Annotated in this window: 17 protein-coding genes; 11 read left to right on the top strand and 6 right to left on the bottom strand. The window is 63.9% G+C overall.

Annotated features, from left to right (window positions below):
• Positions 1-58 precede the first annotated feature (58 nt).
• From VIG90_RS03735 to VIG90_RS03720, 4 genes are all read right to left on the bottom strand, one after another.
• Positions 59-2,392: a TonB-dependent receptor gene (locus VIG90_RS03735; protein ID WP_331592098.1), complete on the bottom strand. Its 2,334-nt coding sequence runs from the start codon at positions 2,390-2,392 to the stop codon at positions 59-61.
• Positions 2,393-2,564: 172 nt separating this feature from the next.
• Positions 2,565-3,899, bottom strand: coding sequence for an MFS transporter (locus VIG90_RS03730; protein WP_331592097.1), 1,335 nt, complete (start codon positions 3,897-3,899; stop codon positions 2,565-2,567).
• A gap of 39 nt (positions 3,900-3,938) precedes the next feature.
• On the bottom strand, positions 3,939-4,622 hold the full coding sequence (locus tag VIG90_RS03725; protein ID WP_331592095.1) for a hypothetical protein: 684 nt from the start codon (positions 4,620-4,622) through the stop codon (positions 3,939-3,941).
• A gap of 609 nt (positions 4,623-5,231) precedes the next feature.
• On the bottom strand, positions 5,232-5,987 hold the full coding sequence (locus tag VIG90_RS03720) for a GntR family transcriptional regulator (RefSeq protein WP_331592094.1): 756 nt from the start codon (positions 5,985-5,987) through the stop codon (positions 5,232-5,234).
• Positions 5,988-6,123: 136 nt separating this feature from the next.
• Here VIG90_RS03720 and leuC point away from each other — a divergent pair, with 136 nt between their 5' ends.
• From leuC to VIG90_RS03705, 3 genes are all read left to right on the top strand, one after another.
• Positions 6,124-7,530 carry a 3-isopropylmalate dehydratase large subunit gene (leuC, locus tag VIG90_RS03715; protein WP_331592093.1) on the top strand — a complete coding sequence of 469 codons (1,407 nt, stop codon included), beginning with the start codon at positions 6,124-6,126 and terminating at the stop codon, positions 7,528-7,530.
• On the top strand, positions 7,527-8,153 hold the full coding sequence (leuD, locus tag VIG90_RS03710) for a 3-isopropylmalate dehydratase small subunit (protein ID WP_331592092.1): 627 nt from the start codon (positions 7,527-7,529) through the stop codon (positions 8,151-8,153). Before leuC ends, leuD begins: the two co-directional genes overlap by 4 nt.
• A 166-nt stretch (positions 8,154-8,319) precedes the next feature.
• Positions 8,320-9,696, top strand: coding sequence for an MFS transporter (locus VIG90_RS03705; protein WP_331592091.1), 1,377 nt, complete (start codon positions 8,320-8,322; stop codon positions 9,694-9,696).
• Between the two features lie 109 nt (positions 9,697-9,805).
• Here the strand turns inward: VIG90_RS03705 and VIG90_RS03700 are convergent, their stop codons facing one another.
• Positions 9,806-10,207, bottom strand: a complete 402-nt coding sequence (locus VIG90_RS03700) for a metalloregulator ArsR/SmtB family transcription factor (protein ID WP_331592090.1) — start codon at positions 10,205-10,207, stop codon at positions 9,806-9,808.
• Positions 10,204-10,857, bottom strand: coding sequence for a peroxiredoxin (locus tag VIG90_RS03695; RefSeq protein WP_331592115.1), 654 nt, complete (start codon positions 10,855-10,857; stop codon positions 10,204-10,206). The genes VIG90_RS03700 and VIG90_RS03695 overlap by 4 nt, the downstream gene beginning before the upstream one ends.
• A gap of 101 nt (positions 10,858-10,958) precedes the next feature.
• Here VIG90_RS03695 and VIG90_RS03690 point away from each other — a divergent pair, with 101 nt between their 5' ends.
• From VIG90_RS03690 to VIG90_RS03655, 8 genes are all read left to right on the top strand, one after another.
• Positions 10,959-11,885, top strand: coding sequence for an MBL fold metallo-hydrolase (locus VIG90_RS03690; RefSeq protein WP_331592089.1), 927 nt, complete (start codon positions 10,959-10,961; stop codon positions 11,883-11,885).
• Positions 11,886-11,894: 9 nt separating this feature from the next.
• Positions 11,895-13,553, top strand: a complete 1,659-nt coding sequence (locus VIG90_RS03685) for a bifunctional protein tyrosine phosphatase family protein/NAD(P)/FAD-dependent oxidoreductase (protein WP_331592088.1) — start codon at positions 11,895-11,897, stop codon at positions 13,551-13,553.
• Positions 13,554-13,567: 14 nt separating this feature from the next.
• Positions 13,568-14,347 (top strand): sulfite exporter TauE/SafE family protein, encoded by a 780-nt coding sequence (locus VIG90_RS03680; RefSeq protein WP_331592087.1) that lies wholly within the window; start codon positions 13,568-13,570, stop codon positions 14,345-14,347.
• A gap of 18 nt (positions 14,348-14,365) precedes the next feature.
• Complete coding sequence (locus VIG90_RS03675) at positions 14,366-15,805, top strand: cytochrome ubiquinol oxidase subunit I (protein WP_331592086.1); 1,440 nt, start codon at positions 14,366-14,368, stop codon at positions 15,803-15,805.
• Between the two features lie 8 nt (positions 15,806-15,813).
• Complete coding sequence (gene cydB / locus VIG90_RS03670) at positions 15,814-16,827, top strand: cytochrome d ubiquinol oxidase subunit II (protein ID WP_331592085.1); 1,014 nt, start codon at positions 15,814-15,816, stop codon at positions 16,825-16,827.
• 246 nt (positions 16,828-17,073) lie between these two features.
• Positions 17,074-17,481 carry a hypothetical protein gene (locus VIG90_RS03665; RefSeq protein WP_331592084.1) on the top strand — a complete coding sequence of 136 codons (408 nt, stop codon included), beginning with the start codon at positions 17,074-17,076 and terminating at the stop codon, positions 17,479-17,481.
• 66 nt (positions 17,482-17,547) lie between these two features.
• Positions 17,548-18,081 (top strand): copper chaperone PCu(A)C, encoded by a 534-nt coding sequence (locus tag VIG90_RS03660; RefSeq protein ID WP_331592083.1) that lies wholly within the window; start codon positions 17,548-17,550, stop codon positions 18,079-18,081.
• Positions 18,065-18,712, top strand: a complete 648-nt coding sequence (locus tag VIG90_RS03655; protein ID WP_331592082.1) for an SCO family protein — start codon at positions 18,065-18,067, stop codon at positions 18,710-18,712. The genes VIG90_RS03660 and VIG90_RS03655 overlap by 17 nt, the downstream gene beginning before the upstream one ends.
• The last annotated feature ends 79 nt before the right edge of the window (positions 18,713-18,791 follow it).

The raw sequence follows: 18,791 nt of genomic DNA, 5'->3' as shown, positions 1-18,791 counted from the left end.
AAGCAGGCGCCCGCCTCCTCGTTGGAGAAAGCAGGCGCCGCCATCCGTCATCCTGACACTAGTAGGTCAAAGCTACCCTGATGCCGTAGGTCGCGCGCTCTGCCGGACCGACGATCATGGCGTTGGCGCCGGTGAAGGTATCGCCTGCGCGGCCGATATTGACCGGGGTCTTGTTGTCGAAAATGTTCTTGCCCCAGATTTCGAAGCGGTATGCATCATTGTGGATACCGATGCGGGCATTCACAATTCCACGATCGGACGTCCATGCCTTGTTCGCTTCGGTCGCATACTGCTTGCCGGTGTAGACGAAGTCGGTGCGGCCATAACCCACCCAGTCGTCATTGATCGGCTTCTGGTAATCGAGCGAGACGGTACCGGTCAGGGCCGGATAGCGCGGCAGCCGGTTGCCGACCGGATTGGTATCGCCAGTGATGTTGCCGCACTCGGTGCAGCTGGTCCGCTTGATCTCCGTCTCGTTGTAGGCAAGCGTGCCTTCCAGACGCAGCTCAGGGGTCACAGCGAACTTGCTTTCCAGTTCGATACCGTACACCTCGACCTCACCCTGCGGCAGCAGCAGCTGGATGGTCCGGTAATTGGGATCGAAGTAACCGACCGATACCTGGATCTGCTTGTCCTGCCACTTGCCATAGTAGAGAGCCGAGAGGAGTTGCAGGCGGCCGTCGAAGAAGTTGCCCTTCACGCCGAATTCGCCCATGCGCAGGCGCTCTTCGTCCACCTGAAGCGGGACATCGACCTGGGCCTCGACCTGGGCCCGGGCGCTCGCCGACAGGCCAAGCAGGCCGGCGTTGAACTGGGACGGGCGGGTGCCCTCTGAGTAGGACGCATAGATGTTCAGATCGCGGTCGATCTTGTATTGCAGGATTGCGCGCGGCGTGAAGGAACGGGTGGTGCCCGACAGCTTGTCGCCAAGCGGTGACAGCGCCTGCTGCGAGATCTCGTCCCACTGCAGACGACCCTCGACGCTGAAACTCAGTGCGTCGGTGAAGTCATAGCCCAGCGAGCCGAACAAACCGTAGGTATCCGTCGTCGTGCGGGTCAGCACCTGGCCGCGGTTGAACAGGCCGACCGGCACGCCGGCCGCATCCTGGCTCTTGTTGGAGAACGAGCCCGTCAGCGTCTTCTGGTTGAACCAGTTTCCACCGAACAGGAACTTGAACGGCAGCTCCTGGTCGCTGGCGATGCGCAGTTCCGCCGACTGGTTCTTGATGTCATAGGGAATGATGAACCATGCGTAGGCGCCTGGGCGGTTGGCCGTATCGACCATATGACCCCACTTGTTGCGCCCAAAGCCGTAATTCGCGTTGAATGAATAACCGGCCGGCAGGTCGTAATCCAGTGCGATCGATCCCTGGTGCGCCTTGCGGTGCAGGCCCGGCGAATTCAGAAAGTCAGACTCATAGACCTGGTTACGCTCGGCAAGACCGCCGAAGACCGCTCCCGGTGCCCCGGTATACTGACTGATCCGCTCCTTCGGGGCTTTCTGAATTGCGCCGCAAAAGTAGTTCAGCGTCGTGCCGCCCCTGGCGTCGCAATTGTAGTCGCCCGCCAGCAGGTAGGCCTGCGCCGCCGGGCCGTCCTCGTCTTCCCAGCCCGTATAGTTGGCGCGGATGCGCAGATCGTCCGAGGGAGTGAATAAGAGGCTGCCTGCGAACGAATTGGTCTCGCGCTCACCCAGCTTGCCCTCGTTGCTGTAGTTGTCGTACTGGCCGCCGGCATGATAGTGGCGTGCCGACAGGCGGCCTGCCAGGATGTTGCCGACGATCGGGCCCTCAACCGCCACCTTCACTTCGCGACCCGCGTAGTTGCCCAGTGTTACGTCTGCGTTGAAGCGCGTATCAAAGCCCGGCGCGCGAGTGATGAAGTTAACGGCGCCAGCGAAGGTCGAGCGGCCGAAATAGGCCGACTGGGGCCCCTTGACCACTTCCACCTGGCTTACGTCCGTCAGGCCCGGGATGGCGCCGCCGCCGCCAACGGGCACGCCATCGACGAAGACGGAGACGGCCTGACGCTCGGGCGAGTCAGACCCCGGATAGATACCACGTACCACAAAGGTGTTGAAGCCGCGGGTGGCAACCGATGAGCCCTGCGTCTCGTAGCGGAAGCCCGGCGCGAAGTCGTTGAGGCCTGAATAGTCGACGATGCCCCGCTGACTCAGGTCGGCAGCGGTGAGCGCCGTCACGGCAACCGGCGTCTCGGTCAGGCTTTCGCTGCGCTTGCGGGCCGTCACCACGATCGCGTCGAGGCTGGCGGCCTCGCCGGCAGCAGCTGCGGCTGCCGGAGCCCCAGCGGTCTGGGCCATGGCGGGTGCGGCCGCGAGCAGGAGCGACCCCCCGGCGAGCAAGAAATACGAACGTAACTTGGTACTGGACATGACTGGAAAGTCCCCCTGTTGACTAATCGTCGTTTTATTGCGGGCCCCTCCCGGCCCTTCCGGTGACTGCCGCCGGTGTCGTTGCTTCCTTTGCCCGGCGTGTTTGGGTGGCGGGTCGACCGAAGAGCGCCTCATCAGACGTCCCGCCGCTCGTTCCTGTTGCCGTGCGGTCTCAACTCGCAGTTGCTGCGGCCCGGCGGCGGCGCAGGATCAGGAGCCAGAGCGTGCTGGCCCCGACAAAAATCGCAGGCATCAGGCCAAAGGCGAACAGGATGGCCTGGAGGCCAGCCTCGCTCAGAGTCTCGCCCGGTGGCGGCGCGACATAGCCGTAGAAGGACAATGCGAAGCCAACGCCTGCGATGCCGATGGCGTTGGCGCCCTTCTCGGCAAAAGTGAAGAGCGAGGCGAGCGTGCCCTCGCGGCGCAGCCCGGAGAGGCGATAATCATCCTCGATGGCGTCCGGCAGCATGGACTCGCTGGTCAGCAGCAGGCCGCCCGCACCAATGCCGTTGATCGCCGAGAGCAGGATAAATACCTCCGTCGGCACATGGGCGCCCAGGAAGGCCCAGATGATGCTGACGATCGTATAAATGCTGGCGGCGCCCATGAAGGCGAAGACCTTGCTCGTGCGACCGATCAGTTTCAGCCACAGCGCCTGCGAGGCAACCATTCCAAGCGAGTAGACCAGGAGAAAGAGGCTCAGCGTCGACTCGCTCGCCTGCATCACGTAGCGCACATAGTAGGTGGCAGTGGCAGTGTGCGCAGTCGAGCCGATGAGGAACGTTGCCTTCACCAGCACCACGGCGACATAGAGCCTGCTGCGGAAGAGCGTGGGCAGGGCCGACCAGAAGCGCGACTTGGCAGCGGCTTGCAGTTCGGTCACCGGCGCGCGGCGGGTGGAGAAGAAGGCGACCAGGCCGACCGCGATGACCATCAGCGCCAGCACCATCGACATCCCGCCGTAGGCCGGGCGATCCGCCCCCAGCCGCTCCACCAGGAGCGGGGCGCCGCCGCCCACGATGAACTGTGCCGCGGCCAACGCGTACACCCGGTAAGACACCAACAGCGCCCTTTCCTGCGGGTTGCTGGTCATCTCGGCCATCATGGCCAAGTACGGCACGTTGAAAGCGGTGTAAGCGACAGAAACCAGCACCAGCACCGCAAACACATAGGCGGGCACCAGCGCGCCTGTCAGGCTCATCGGCACATTGAACATGAGGATGAGGCTGAGAGCGCCCAGCAACGTGCCTGCCAGCAGATACGGCCGCCGCCGTCCCCAGCGGGACTGGGTGTTGTCGCTGACGAGGCCCATTACAGGATTAATGCAGGCATCTACGATTTTCGTCGCGGCCAGCAGCGTGCCAGCAAGCGCGGCCGCCAGACCGATGTAGTCGGTCATGAACCGCAGGAAGAAGGTGTTTGTAATGAAGATCAGCGTCGTTGTGACGATGCTGCCGACGGCCCAGCCCGCTCGGATTGAAAACGGAAGTCCGGGGCGCTGCTGCATGTCTATTTTTCCTGTTGTTGGAGAGGAAGCGATCTCGCCTCACCAGGTCTCGTATTCGAGGGCGGCCACCTCATAGACGGTCCCGGCGTTGCCGCCTTCCAACACCTCGAGGCCCGCAAAGGCGTAGTGGTCGCCGAGCGCCCAGATCTTCAGCACCTTGCTGAACGGCGTGAACCACAGGAACGTGCGGCACTCGTGCGCCACGCCGCCGATGGTTCTTTGCTCGAGACCCAGATACTCGACCTCGCTTTCGACCAGTTGTCCGTGGCCGATGGTCTTGCCGTTCCACGTCACCGAGCAGGTGTGCGTCGCCAGCGGGTGGCGCTTGCCGGTCTCCAGCGGAATGAGCGCCATTTTCCAGCATTCGTCAGCGATCGGATGGAAGCCAAGCGAGTAGCGCGATTTGGGCGCGTCAAATTCGGCGATGTCGACGCTGCCGTGCTGGTAGACGACCGAGCGGATGGTCTGCCCGGTAACGAATTTTGTAATTACGCCGCATGGCTGGCCGTCCAGGTAAAGGCGGCTGGCGCCGGAAGTGGGCTGCCAGTCACGCGTGACATTCTGATTGACATCGCGCACGAGGCTGCCCTGGGGAGAAACTGTGAGGGTGCGCAGCGTACGGCTGCCGTCTGGGTTCACCGTGATCGAATAGCGCTCATACTCATGAGCCGGGCCATCCGCTGCGCGCACCGTAACGCGCCCCTGAACCAGGGCTAACCGCATACTGAAATTTCCCCACTAATTACCTTGTTCTAGATATTGAACCGGAATCTTCCAGAGGGAACAATAGGCCTTAACGAAGAACAGCAGGCCTATCCGTTAGGTAGTTATTTATGCCGTTTTCCTAATCGGTTCATGCAAGTAGAAATATGAATCTCGTGCGCGAATAGTTTTTTTGATGGCCGCTTCCAGGCTTAGGCTACGTATTTCGCGGGCACGCATGCAATGGACCGCAAACGCAGAGGTTTCTGAATCGCTTGATGAATAAAATTTACGCTGAGATGCAGAAATGCCCACGCTCGCATTGTCAGATACAGTTCAGCATTGAGGCAATTGCCGCGCTCAAGTTACGGCTCTAGGCATACGCCGGCTTGTTGCCGGTAAAAGCGAGCCACAATCATCTGGTAAATGAATCGAAACAGGAAGGCCATCCATCACCGAGCCCCTGCCGGAGGTGCGCAGGCGCGTTCCGGTAGGCAGGGCCGAGCTTGTTCCCGAGTCGCCTAACGCCGCGTAGGCAGGCCGCCGCATTTACCGGGGGCCCGCTGCCTTTACTCGGCCCGGCAAAAGTAACTTCCGGATCAGGGCGTGTGTCCGCTGAGTTCCGTAAGGCTAGTGAATATCCGGGACGATGCGGCTGCCGGTGTGCAGATCAAGGCTGATGCGGTAACGGTCGGCGCGGTAGTTGGCGACCGTCAGCAGCACCGGGCGATTGGCATCGTCTTCCACCAGACGCTCCACGCGCAGCACGGGGGCCAGCGGCGCGATGGCGAGACGTTCGGCAAGGTTGGGGTCCGCCACCCGCGCCTCGATGGTCTGCTGCGCACCGCCGATTTTTACCCCGGCCCCGCGCAGCAATTCCAGCATGGGCGTGTTGGTCAGCGTGCTGCGGTCTGCCAGCTTTGCAAACCGCTCCGGCAGCCAGCTGGTGATCTCGCCGAGCGGAGCGTCATCGAACTGGCGCAAACGCACGGCACGAATGACCCCCGCACCCTCTGCCACCTGCAGTCGCGAGGCGATGAGCGGGTCCGCCAGATCGCGGGTGATTTCCAGAACCTGCACGCTGGTGTTGCGACCAAAGGCGATGAGCGATTCGACCGCCTGATCGATATCCGCCTCGATCGGCTTGGCGGGAGAGCGGTATATGACCCGCGTTCCGGTGCGGCGGCGACGCTCCACCAGTCCTTCGAGCGCCAGCTCATCCAGTGCGCGGCGCGCCGTGATGCGGGAGACGCCGAATTGCTCGCCCACCTCGAATTCGGTAGGTACCGGGCTGTCATAGGGGCGCTGCCCGCTCAGAATTTCATCCCGCAGGACCAGAAAGATCTGATGGTAAAGGGGTATCCCCCCTTTGCGCTCGCTTGCCATTCAGTCTCTCCGCCCCCTGTTACGACACCGGCTCTATAGCGCAATCCTCAGCTGTCGGGCACCAATTCTATTTTGATATAAGATTATAGCAAATGAGCCTCTTGCCCGCTATATTGGGCGCTTACAGGAGGTACACGTGGGAAAAACCGCTTTCGAGAAAATATGGGACGCCCACCAGGTCGCCGACCTCGGCGGCGGGACGGGTCTTGTCCTCATCGACCGCATCATGCTGCACGAGCGCACGGGCTCGGTGGCGCTGGAGAGCCTGAAGGCGGCGAACCGCCCCGTCGTGGCCCCGCGCCAGACCTTTGTGACCATGGACCACGTGGTCGACACGCTGCCCGGCCGCACCGACAAGACCATCATGCCGACCGGCACCAATTTCATCCTGGCCACCCGCAAGGCGGCTCAGGACGCGGGGCTGACGCTGTTCGACCTCGGCGACCCGCGTCAGGGCATCGTCCACGTGATTTCACCGGAAAACGCCATCGTGCTGCCCGGCGTCACGCTGGTCTGCCCGGACAGCCATACCTGCACGCAGGGCGCGCTTGGCGCCCTCGCCTGGGGCATCGGTTCATCGGAAGCCGAGCATGCGCTGGCGACCGCCACCTTGCGCGTGAAGAAGCCCAAGACCATGCGCGTCACGATCAGCGGCCGCCTGGCCAGCGGCGTCACCCCGAAGGATTTGGCGCTGTATCTGCTCGGCAAGTTCGGCTCCAGCGGCGCCAAGGGCCACGTCGTTGAGTATGCCGGCGAAGCCGTTCGCGCGCTCGACGTTGAGGGCCGCCTGACGCTGTGCAACATGGCGACCGAATTTTCTGCCTTCTCCGCCTTGATCGCGGCGGACGACGTCGTGTTCGAATATCTGAAAGACCGCCCCTATGCGCCCAAGGGCGCAGACTGGGACCGCGCGGTGACAAGCTGGCGCCAGCTGCAAAGCGATGCGGACGCGGTGTTCGACACCGAGCTGGAGATCGATGCCTCCGAAGTCACGCCCATGGTCACCTGGGGCACCAGCCCGCAGCAGGCCATGCCGGTCACCGGCACCGTGCCGGTGTTCGAGGACGTCTCCCACCGCGACAGCCGCGAGAGCTACGACCGTGCGCTGAAGTACCAGGCGATCGAGGCGGGCCAGGCGATCCAGTCGCTCAAGATCGACGCCGCATTCATCGGCTCTTGCACCAACTCACGTCTGTCTGACCTGCGCCGCGCTGCGGCCATCCTCAAGGGCCGCAAGGTTGCAGACGGCGTCAAGGCCATCTGCGTGCCCGGCTCCATGAAGGTGAAGGCCGCCGCTGAGGCGGAGGGGCTGGACAAGATTTTCCTTGAAGCCGGGTTCGAGTGGCGCGAGGCGGGCTGCTCCATGTGCTTCTTTGCAGGCGGCGAGGCCATGGGCTTTCAGGAGCGGGTGGTGACCTCCACCAATCGCAATTTCGAAAGCCGTCAGGGGCCGGAGACCCGCTCCCATCTGGCTTCGCCCGAAACCGTGGCCGCGTCGGCCATTGCCGGTAAAATCGCCGATCCGCGTGAGGTGGCAGCATGAGCAACGAACCGTTCCGTCAGATGACGGCCGTCACCGCGCCGATCATTCGTGAAAATATCGACACCGACATCATCATCCCCTCTCGCGAGATGAAATCGGTCGGCAAGCAGGGTCTGGCCGAGGGTCTGTTCGCCGGCTGGCGCTACACCGCCATCGGCGGGCGCGACCTGAACCCGGACTTCGTGCTGAACAAGCCGGAATATGCCGGAACCCGCTTCATTCTGGGCGGCAGCAATTTCGGTTGCGGCTCCAGCCGCGAGCATGCGGCCTGGGCCTTGAGCGAATACGGCATCCGCGCCGTCGTTGCGCCCAGCTTCAACCCGATCTTCCGGGGCAACTGCGTGCGCAACGGCATCGTGCCGGTGGAGCTGCCCGCAGACAGCATCGCGGAGCTGGCCGCGCAAGTGGAGGCAGATCCCGCCGCCCGCCAAGTGAACATCGATCTGGAAGCCTGCATTGTTCGCGCGCCCAACGGCAAGGAGTTTTCCTTCGCCCTGGAGCCGGAAGCCCGGGAAATGCTGCTAGAGGGGCTGGACGCCATCGAGATCACTCTCAAGCGCCGCGCCGAGATCTCGGCATTCCGCGAGGCGGATCGGGCAGCACGCCCGTGGGTCTATCTGTAATCCAGGCGACCTGCCAAGCTGCGGCACTGCGCCGCCGGGCAGGATCGCACGGGCCTCCCTAATATCCGCCCAGCGGACAAGCTGAACAGCCGGGCAGTCAATGCTGCCCGGCTGTGCTTGTTTTAGGCCACAAAAAATTGCGCCTAAAAAAGCGGGAGGCCACAGCATGACATCAACCCAACCGGCGGGGGCAGCGCCTGGGGGAACCACGCAGCCCATGCCCCTCAAGCTCCAGCTCGGCTGGAGCATCGGCACGCTGGGCCTGACCGCCTTCATGGTCGGCAGTTATCTGCTGCTGCGCTTCATGACCGACTACATGGCCGTGCCGCCAGCAGTGGCCGGCATCATCTTTGGCCTCGCCAAGATTTATGACGGCATTGCCGATCCCATTTTCGGTGGTCTCAGCGATCGCACCCGCACCAAGTGGGGGCGCCGCCGCCCCTATCTGTTCGCCGGCGCCTTTGCCTGCGGCCTCACCTTCATGCTGGCCTTCAACGCGCCGATCGCCGAAACCAAATCGGGCGCAATCGCCATGCTGGTGGCGCTACTGCTGATGCACGCTACCTCCTATGCCATTTTCGCCGTGCCCTACATGGCAATGCCAGCGGAGATGACCGACACCCCACACGAGCGCTCCAAGATGATGTCCTTCCGCGTCATCAACGGCTCGCTCGGCAACATGGCGGGCGGCTCGGCCACCACCTTCCTCATCGCCTATTTCGGCGGCGGCCTTGCCGGTCACCGCGCCATGGGCATCATCATGGGCCTTGGCATCTTCGCCGTGCTGATGGCCTGCTTCTGGTTCACCCGCGGCGCGCGCCAGCGCGAAGTGGCCGTCGGTACCAAGCATCTCTCCTACAAGGAGCAGATGAAGCTGGCCGCCTCCAACAAGCCGTTCCTCACCCTTCAGGGCGCAAAGCTCATGCTGCTGAGCGCCGCCGGCCTGCACACGGCCTCCGCCGCCTTCTTCGTGCAGCGGCGGCTGGAGATGTCCGACGCCTGGCTCGGCGTCATCTACCTCACGCTGACCATCGGCACGGTCTGCGCCCAGCCGTTCTGGCTGTGGATGGCCAAGCGCTACGGCAAACGCATGACCTATCTTTTCGCCGGCGTGTTCACGGCCTTCACCTGGGTGCTGTGGTGGCCGTTCGGCCCCGGCACGGCAGAGTGGATCATCATTGCCATCGGCCTCCTGGCGGGCCTTGGCAACGGCGGCATCGTCATGATCTCCCAGTCCATGCTGCCGGACACCATCGAATACGGCTACCGCACCAGCGGCCAGCATATCGGCGGCAGCCTGGCGGGCCTTTACATCATGGTCGAGAAGTTGGGGCAGGCCATCGGCGCTTCAACGACCGGCATCATCCTGGGCCTGTTCGGCTACATCGAGGCCAAGGCGGGCGAGACCGTCACCCAGCCCGAAAGCGCCGTTTTGGGCATCACCCTTTGCTACTGCGTTTTCTCCACTTTGTTCCTGCTCGCCAGCGTCGGCATCATGTCGCGCTACCAGTTGGACGAGCGCACCATGGAGTTGCGCAAGTAGCCTCTTTGCTTCCCTCCCCCCTCTGGGAAGACAAGGCCGCCTTGGTGCCACCACCGGGGCGGCCTTGCACGTTAAGGAGTAGAGAAATTAGCCTTTTAAGGGGTCAACCTTAATCGACGATCGCGAACGCCGCGGCACCGCTGGGCCGCTTTGGCTGCGGACGGGCCGGCTGTGACAGCACAAGAGGGCGCGCCCGATCATCGTTCTCGCCCTGGCCGCTTCCAGTCATCGCCTCGATGCTCTGCAGGCACTGGCGCACCCAGTCGCTTGCCAGCCGGTAACAGACCTTCTTGGCTTCGCGGCGAGCGGTCACCAGTTCAGCGCGGCGCAGTTCCGCAAGTTGCTGGCTGAGCGCCGGCTGGGTAATTCCGGTCGCCTCTTCGATTTCGCCGACCGTATGCTCGCCCGATTTCAGGAAGGAGAGAATCATCAGCCGCTGCGGCTGGGCGTAGATGCGCAGCCGGTCCGCAGCCGCTTCCGCTGCCGGGCGAGAGGCATAAAGCGGCGTCATTTCTCAGCTTTCCTGCAAAACCAAGGCTGCTCCGGCCGGGTCTCGGCCAGCACCTCGGCCTGCGTCTGGACAGGCGACATCAACAGCGCATCACCCGGCCGCCAGCCTTCAGGAGACATGACCGACCCGTCTTCCGTCTGTCTCAAGGCCGCCAGCAGGCGCAGCAATTCCTCCACCGAGCGGCCGACGTTGGCCGGATACCAGACAATTGACCGGATGATGCCCTCTGGATTGATGAAATAGGTGCTGCGGATCGACGATGCATCGCGGGCCGTCTCATCAATCATGCCATAGGCGCGGCCAATGGCCATGGACGGGTCCTCCACGATCGGGAAGGGGACGGTGACGCCAAACGAGTCCCGGATCGAGCGCACCCACGCCAGATGGGAATAGAGACTGTCCACCGACAATCCGAGCAGGGCGCAATCCATGGCGGCGAACCGGTCCGCGGCACGTGCGATGGCCACGAACTCGCTGGTGCAGACCGGCGTGAAGTCCCCGGGATGCGAGAAGAACATCAGCCATCGGCCCCGATAATCCGCAAGGCTCACATCACCCAGGGTGCTGCGCGCGCGAAAATTAGGGGCCCGGTCGCCGATCCTCAGGCTCGGATGCGGCGTATTTACAGGAGATATCGGCTCAGTCTGCATACCGCGGAACATGGCACCGCAATTGGGTTGACGCAAGCCGACCATTTAATTACATAAATTCATAAATTAATAAATCGTAACCGATTCAATGGGAGCCCGCTGTGTCTGACCGACCTCTCCGCCATGCAGCAGACCAGATCGAACGATCCCGCACGTCTCCTGCCAAGCAGCCAATCATCAAGGCGTTTTTCGACGAGACGACCAACACCGTCAGCTATGTAGCGCACTGTCCGGAAACCCGCCGCGCCGCAATTATCGATAGCGTGCTTGATTACGATTCTGCCTCAGGGCGCACCAGCACCCGCTCCGCCGATGGCATCATCAGTTACATAAAAAACGAAAGTATAGAGGTTGAGTGGCTGCTGGAAACCCACGCCCATGCCGACCATCTCTCAGCCGCCCCCTACCTCCAGCAGATGCTCGGCGGCACGCTCGCCATTGGCCGCGAAATCGTTCAGGTTCAGGCGATCTTTGGCAAGGTGTTCAACGCAGGCACCGACTTTTCCCGTGACGGCTCAGATTTTGACCGGCTGTTTTCTGACGGCGACACCTTCCGCATCGGCAACCTGGACGCCGTTGCTCTTTATGTACCCGGCCACACCCCGGCGGACATGGCCTACGTGATCGGTGATGCCGCGTTCGTTGGCGACACCCTGTTCATGCCCGATTACGGCACCGCCCGCGCAGATTTCCCCGGGGGCGATGCCCGTCAGCTGTTTCGCTCCATCCGGCGCCTGCTCTGCCTGCCAGCCGAAACGCGCCTGTTCCTGTGCCATGACTACAAGGCCCCCGGCCGCGACAGCTACGCCTGGGAGACCACGGTTGGCGCGCAGCAAACGGGCAATGTCCATGTCCACGATGGCGTGAGCGAGGACGAGTTCGTCGCCATGCGCACGGCGCGGGATGCGACCTTGTCTATGCCCAGGCTCATTCTGCCGTCCATTCAGGTGAACATGCGCGGCGGGCATCTGCCTGCGCCGGAGGACAACGGCGTCCGCTACCTGAAAATCCCGCTCGATACGCTCTGAAGACACGACATGACATTCAAAACCCTGACCACCGAGTTCTCGGTTTGCGGCCAGCTGACCGAGGACGACCTTGCACGCGCAGCCGCCGCCGGTTTCACCACCATTATCTGCAACCGCCCGGATGGCGAAGAGGCGGGCCAGCCGGATGCCAGCGCCATTGCCGCCGCCGCCGCGCAGCACGGCCTCGGCTTTGCCCATATCCCCGTCACCACCGGCAATATCGCGGACGCTGACGTCGCCCGCATGGGCGACGTGCTCGCGGACGCCAACGGACCCGTTCTCGCCTACTGCCGCAGCGGCACCCGCGCCGCCATGCTGTGGGCGTTGGCCAGCGCCGGGTCCCGTCCGGCAGCTGATATTCTGGGCGCAGCCTCTGCGGCGGGCTATGACCTCGCAGGCCTGCGCGCCCGCCTTTCTGTGCAACGGTCCGCGCCAAAGCACTCTGCCCGATGCTTCGACATTGTCGTGGTCGGCGGCGGCAGCGGCGGCATCGCCGCGGCCGCCAGCCTGCTCAAGCGCCGCCCCTCCTTGTCGGTGGCGATCATCGACCCGGCGCTTGAGCATTTCTATCAACCCGGCTGGACGCTGGTCGGCGCCGGTGTCTTCCGGTCCGAGGAGACCCGGCGACCGATGGCCAGCGTCATTCCGGACCGGGCAACCTGGATCAACCGCGCCGTCACCGGCTTTGCGCCCGAAGCAAACGAGGTGCAGCTGGAGGATGGCTCGACCGTCAGCTACGGCGTGCTCATTGCCGCGCCTGGCATCGTACTCGATTTCGAGGCCATTCCCGGGCTGTCCAAGACGCTCGGGCGCAACGGCGTGACCTGCAATTACCGGTTCGATACCGCTCCTTACACCTACGAACTGGCGCGGCGGCTGCGCGGCGGGCGCGCCTTGTTCACCCAGCCTGCCATGCCGATCAAATGCGCGGGGGCCCCGCAGAAGGCCATGTACCTGTCCTGCGACATCTGGCGGGAAGCAGGCACTCTGGCGGACACGGAAGTGGAGTTCCATCTGGCCGGGGCGGCCCTGTTCGGCGTCGCCGATTACGTCCCGGCGCTCATGGAATATGTGCAGCGCTACGGCATCGGGCTCAACTTCGGCTCGACACTGGTGGCCGTTGATGGCCCGCGCGGTATCGCCACGTTCACCCGCAACGACGCGGACGGCCAGACCGTCCGCTACGAGCGCGAATTCGACATGCTCCATGCCGTGCCGCCGCAGCGTGCGCCCGAATTCGTGCGCCGCAGCCCGCTTGCGGATGCCAGCGGCTTCATCGAGGTCGATCCCGCCACCTTGCGCCACGCCCGGTACGCCAACGTCTTTGCATTGGGCGATGCCATCAACACCACCAACGCCAAGACGGCTGCCGCCACGCGCAAGCAGGCGCCCATCGTCGCCGTCAATGCGCTGGCGGTTCTGGAAGGCCGCGAGCCCGCGCCGCTGTATGACGGCTACGGCTCCTGCCCGCTCACTGTCGAGCGCGGCAAGATTGTGCTGGCTGAATTCGGCTACGGCGGCAAGCTGGCCCCGACCTTCCCCAAGTGGGTGCTGGACGGCACACGGCCGACACGCAAGGCATGGCTCCTCAAGGCCGCGATGCTGCCCCCCATCTACTGGCACGGAATGCTGAAGGGCCGCGAATGGCTCGTCAGCCCTGAGATGTAACCGGGTTGGCGCACATGCTGGAGCCTCTGCAATATCTGCTGGGCGCAGGATCGGGCAGCCTCGTGGGGTTCATCCTCGGGCTGGCAGGCGGCGGGGGCTCCATTCTGGCAGTCCCGCTGCTGGTCTATCTTGTCGGCGTTCCGAACCCGCACGTCGCCATCGGCACCAGTGCGTTCGCCGTGGCGGCCAATGCCGCGACCGGCCTGGTGCACCATGCGCGGGCAGGCAACGTCAAGTGGCGCTGCGCGGGGCTGTTCACGGCCGCGGGCGTCCTGGGCGCGCTGGCCGGCTCCACCATCGGCAAGGCCGTGGACGGGCAAAAGCTGCTCGCCCTCTTTGCTCTCGTCATGATCGGCGTTGGCATCGTCATGGTGCTGCGCCGCCATGACCCCGGCACCCCAGGGGCGGAGTGCAACCGGGAAAAAGCGCCCAAGGTTCTGGGCATGGGTCTTGGCACCGGCATTTTCTCCGGCTTCTTCGGGATTGGGGGCGGTTTCCTCATCGTCCCCGGCCTGACGGCCTCCACCGGCATGCCGATCCTCAACGCCATCGGTTCGTCACTCGTGGCGGTTACGGCGTTCGGGCTGACAACCGCACTGAACTATTCCCTGTCCGGCCTCGTTGACTGGATGCTGGCCGCCGCGTTCATCGCAGGCGGAGTGGTCGGTGGACGGCTCGGCGTTAAAACCGCTGCCCGGCTCGCCGCCGGAAGCGGCACGCTGCAGAGCGCTTTTGCCGCCTTGATCTTCCTTGTTGCACTCTACATGCTCGGGAAGAGCCTGGGGGCTATATGAGAGAGCAGGGACCTAACCATGGCTGACTCTGAACTCGCCTTGCTGCTGGCCCGAATACAGTTCGCCTTCACGGTGAGCTTCCACTTCATTTTTCCGGCGTTCTCGATCGGTCTGGCCAGCTACCTTGCCGTGCTGGAGGGCCTGTGGCTCTTCACCAAGCGGGAGGTGTTCCTTAACCTTTTCAAATACTGGCTGAAGATCTTCGCCATCGCCTTTGCCATGGGCGTGGTCTCGGGCATCGTCATGTCCTACCAGTTCGGCACCAACTGGTCCGTCTTCTCCGACAGGGCCGGGCCTGTCATCGGCCCGCTCATGGCCTATGAGGTGCTGACCGCCTTCTTCCTCGAGGCAGGGTTCCTTGGCGTCATGCTGTTCGGCATGAACCGTGTGGGGCCCAAGCTCCATTTCGCGGCAACGCTGATGGTCGCCATCGGCACCTTCATCTCGGCCTTCTGGATCCTGTCGGTGAACAGCTGGATGCAGACGCCGCAAGGCCATATCCTGGCCGATAATGGCCAGTTCATGCCGGGCGAGAGCTGGCTGCCCATCATCTTTAACCCCAGCTTTCCGTATCGCCTCGTCCACACCGTTCTGGCCGCGTACCTGACCACGGCATTGGTGGTGGGCGGCGTGGGCGCATGGCACCTGCTGCGCGACCGTGCCAACGAGGGCGCGCGCATCATGTTCTCCATGGCCATGTGGATGGCCGCCATCGTTGCCCCCATTCAGGCGGTCGTAGGCGACTTCCATGGCCTGAACACACTGAAGCATCAGCCCATAAAGATCGCGGCGATGGAGGGGCATTTCGAGAGCTACCCGGAGGGCCGCGCACCGCTCATCCTCTTTGGTATTCCCGATCAGGAAGCGGCCACGGTGCATGGCGCGGTCAAGATTCCCAACGCCTCCTCCATCATCCTCAACCATGATCTGGACGCGCCGCTCAAGGGGCTGGACAGCGTAGATCGCTCGGAATGGCCGCCGGTGCCCATCGTCTTCTGGTCATTCCGCATCATGGTCGGACTTGGCCTCCTGATGGTCGCACTCGGCGCCCTCAGCCTTTATGCCCGCTGGCGCAAGCGCCTTTACGACTGGCCGCTGCTGCACCGGTTTGCGCTCGCCATGGGCCCGGCCGGGTTCGTCGCCGTCATCGCCGGGTGGGTGACGACAGAGGTCGGCCGCCAGCCCTACACGGTCTATGGCCTGATGCGAACGGCGGATTCGGTGTCGCCGCTCGGCGCCCCCGCAGTTGCAACCTCGCTCGTCGCATTCGTCGTCATCTACTTTGCGGTGTTCGGCGTCGGCACGTGGTATCTCATCAAGCTGATGGGTCACGCGCCGCATGCGGGCGAGCCCGGCGTCGAGGAAGGGCCCGACCGGCCCATCCGCACCGCCGGCATCACGCCCGCCCCCTCGGTCAACCCCGACCGTTCGCTTCATCCCACCGAACCGGCAAAGTGAGGCGCGAGATGGAATACAACTTCGACCTGACCGTCGTCTGGGCTTTCGTCATCGCCTTTGCGGTCTTCGCCTATGTGGTGATGGACGGCTTTGACCTCGGCATCGGCATCCTGTTCCCGACCCTGCATGTGGGGGAAGAGCGCAACGTCGCCATGAACACCATCGCCCCGGTGTGGGACGGCAACGAGACCTGGCTCATCCTGGGCGGCGGCGGGCTGATGGCCGCCTTTCCGCTGGCCTATGCGCTTATCCTGCCCGCCATTTATGCCCCGCTCATCGCCATGCTGCTCGGCCTCATCTTCCGCGGCGTTGCTTTCGAGTTCCGCTGGCGCGACCCCGGCCACCGCGCCTTCTGGGACATGGGCTTCTTCGGCGGCTCGCTGGTGGCGGCGCTGTCGCAGGGCATCATCCTCGGCGCGGTGCTGCAGGGCATCGACATCGACCTTGAGCGCCGCATCTATTCGGGTGGCTGGTGGGACTGGCTGACCCCGTTCAGCCTCGTTACCGGCGTTGCCGTCGTCATCGGTTACGGTCTTCTGGGGTCCACCTGGCTCATCATGCGCACCGAAGGCACGCTGCAAACCAAGGCGCGCGCCTATGCCCGCTGGTTTGCCGCGCTGATGCTCATCTCGATCGCCGTCGTCAGCGGTGCAACCCCTTACCTCAGCAATGCCTATTTCGAGCGCTGGTTCGACTGGCCGAATGTACTGTTCACCGCGCAGGTGCCGGTGCTGGTAGCGGTTACCGCCGTTGCGCTCTACTTCGCGCTCAAGCGCAAGCGGGAGCGCTGGCCGTTTCTGCTCTCGCTCATCCTGTTCACCCTCACCTTCATCGGCCTTGGCATCAGTCTCTACCCTTACGTCGTGCCGGATCAGGTGACGATCTGGCAGGCTGCGGCCCCGGAGAAGAGCCAGGTATTCATGCTGGTGGGCGCGGGCGTCCTCATTCCCATCATCCTTGCCTACACCGGCTATGCCTACTGGGTGTTCCGCGGCAAGGTGGGCCATGAGGGTTATCACTGATGCGCCCCACCCCGCAGCCGCCACACTCGACGCCGCCGTCTTCCACGCCACCTCCCAAGACGCCCGGCCCGTTGTGGAAGCGGCTACTGTGGTTCGTCGGCCTGTGGCTGGCAGGCCTGGCCGTCGTCAGCCTCGTTGCGTTAGTCCTCAGGCTGTGGATCGCCTGATCCGGCAATCCGTCTGCGCGGCGACGCCTGCGACAGCAGGGAAGCTTGCTCTCCAAAAAAGCCGAGCTATGAGAGGTATATGACCCGTACCCGCCACAAGCGTCAGCACCCCTTGCCGGCAGCCATACTGCTGGCGGCGCTGCTTGCGCTGTTCTGGCGGGCGATCATTCCGGGCGGCTTCATGCCGGACTGGCAGGACGGCGGCTTTGTCGTCACCGTCTGCGGCGAGCAGGGGCTGGTCACCACCGTCCTCAGCCCGGACGGCACGCCTCAGGACGGTGCAGACACGGGCAGCACCACGGCCGCCCCTTGCGTCTTTGCCAACCTTGGCCTGCCGATGCTGCCCTCAGCGCCGATGGCGCTCCTGGCCGTTGCGCTGACCTTCATCCTTCTGTCCAGCCGCCGCCCCTCTACGCCAGTTCTGCGGCGTGAGAGTCTACGCCTGCGCCCGCCGCTGCGCGCCCCGCCCGTTCCCGTCTTCGCCTGACCCTGAAGACCCTTTTTCAATGATTTGCGGCGCGCGTGCTCGCGCGCCGGGGAACGGAACGAACCCATGAACAAGTTCGCATACGCGCTGACGGCCGTGCTGGCCCTCTCCACCCTTGCTGCACCGGTGGCGCTCGCCCATGGCTACAAGGTCGGCGAGATTTCCATCAAGCACCCATGGTCGCGCGAGACCGCGCCGCGCGCCAAGACGGGCGCGGGCTACCTCACCATCGTCAACGGCGGCAAGGAAGCCGACCGCCTCGTCAGCGGCTCGACGCCGGTCGCCGAGCGGCTGGAAATCCATTCCGTCTCGATGGAAAACAACATCATGCGCATGCGCCACCAGAAGGAGGGCGTCGAGGTGCCCGCCGGCGGCCAGCTGGAGCTGAAGCCGGGCGGCTATCACATCATGCTCATCGGCCTCAAGCAGCCGCTCAAGGCAGGCGAGTCCATCCCCGCAACGCTCGAGTTCGCCAGGGCGGGCAAGGTCGAGGTCTCCTTCTCGGTCGACAGCCTTGCTGCCAAGCCGAAGGCGGAAGAACACCACGGCGGACACAAGTCCGATGGGCACAAGGCAGGCGAACATGACGGACACCGGTGAGACCAGTCGCCCGTCCGCCCTGCGGCGGGTGCGCCGAATCCTGTGGGCCGTCGTTGGGGTGGCGCTGGTGGGCCTTGGGGCAACCCTCGCCGTCAAGCGCGCCGACACGCCGACCACACCGCAGGCGGCAACGGCAACGCGCCCGGCCATCGGCGGCCCGTTTGCCCTGACGGACCCGGACGGCCGCACCGTCACCGACGAAACCCTGAAGGGCAAGCCGTTCGCGATCTTCTTCGGCTTCACCCGTTGCCCGGACGTGTGTCCGACGACCCTCAATGACCTCAGCATGCTGCACAAGCAGCTGGGGCCGGAGGCCGAGCGGCTGAACATCGTCTTCGTGTCGGTGGATCCGGAGCAAGACGGGCGTGAGGATATCAAGCAGTACCTCACCCTGTTCGATGCTCCGATCATCGGGCTCACCGGCACGGACGAGCAGCTGCGGCAGATCGCCAAGGTTTACCGGGTGTTCTTCGAGAAGGTGTCTCAGGGCGACGACGACTACACCATCGACCACACGGCCACCGTGTTTCTGATGGATGCGAACGGACAATTCGTGAGCACCATCGACATGCACGAGTCCCGCGAGGTCGCTCTGGAGAAGCTGCGCCGCCTCGTCAGCCGCACCGCCTAGAGCCGCTTTCTCGAACCCGCGCACACCAACGCATTGATCCCGAGGCGGCAGGCCATGCGCCTGCCGCCCGCGCCTGAAA

This window comes from Pedomonas sp. (assembly GCF_036515995.1).
Classification (GTDB): Bacteria; Pseudomonadota; Alphaproteobacteria; order Sphingomonadales; family Sphingomonadaceae; genus Pedomonas.
The sequence above is the reverse complement of the archived record's forward strand: the minus strand, read 5'-3'. Positions and strand labels throughout refer to the sequence as shown.

Coding starts and splice junctions, on each gene's coding strand:
- VIG90_RS03660 (WP_331592083.1), top strand. CDS start 17,548: ATGAACAAGTTCGCATACGCGCTGACGGCCGTGCTGGCCCTCTCCACC.
- VIG90_RS03700 (WP_331592090.1), bottom strand. CDS start 10,207: ATGACGCCGCTTTATGCCTCTCGCCCGGCAGCGGAAGCGGCTGCGGAC.
- VIG90_RS03675 (WP_331592086.1), top strand. CDS start 14,366: ATGGCTGACTCTGAACTCGCCTTGCTGCTGGCCCGAATACAGTTCGCC.
- VIG90_RS03705 (WP_331592091.1), top strand. CDS start 8,320: ATGACATCAACCCAACCGGCGGGGGCAGCGCCTGGGGGAACCACGCAG.
- VIG90_RS03655 (WP_331592082.1), top strand. CDS start 18,065: ATGACGGACACCGGTGAGACCAGTCGCCCGTCCGCCCTGCGGCGGGTG.
- VIG90_RS03680 (WP_331592087.1), top strand. CDS start 13,568: ATGCTGGAGCCTCTGCAATATCTGCTGGGCGCAGGATCGGGCAGCCTC.
- VIG90_RS03665 (WP_331592084.1), top strand. CDS start 17,074: ATGACCCGTACCCGCCACAAGCGTCAGCACCCCTTGCCGGCAGCCATA.
- leuD (WP_331592092.1), top strand. CDS start 7,527: ATGAGCAACGAACCGTTCCGTCAGATGACGGCCGTCACCGCGCCGATC.
- VIG90_RS03735 (WP_331592098.1), bottom strand. CDS start 2,392: ATGTCCAGTACCAAGTTACGTTCGTATTTCTTGCTCGCCGGGGGGTCG.
- VIG90_RS03730 (WP_331592097.1), bottom strand. CDS start 3,899: ATGCAGCAGCGCCCCGGACTTCCGTTTTCAATCCGAGCGGGCTGGGCC.
- VIG90_RS03695 (WP_331592115.1), bottom strand. CDS start 10,857: ATGCAGACTGAGCCGATATCTCCTGTAAATACGCCGCATCCGAGCCTG.
- cydB (WP_331592085.1), top strand. CDS start 15,814: ATGGAATACAACTTCGACCTGACCGTCGTCTGGGCTTTCGTCATCGCC.
- VIG90_RS03685 (WP_331592088.1), top strand. CDS start 11,895: ATGACATTCAAAACCCTGACCACCGAGTTCTCGGTTTGCGGCCAGCTG.
- VIG90_RS03725 (WP_331592095.1), bottom strand. CDS start 4,622: ATGCGGTTAGCCCTGGTTCAGGGGCGCGTTACGGTGCGCGCAGCGGAT.
- VIG90_RS03720 (WP_331592094.1), bottom strand. CDS start 5,987: ATGGCAAGCGAGCGCAAAGGGGGGATACCCCTTTACCATCAGATCTTT.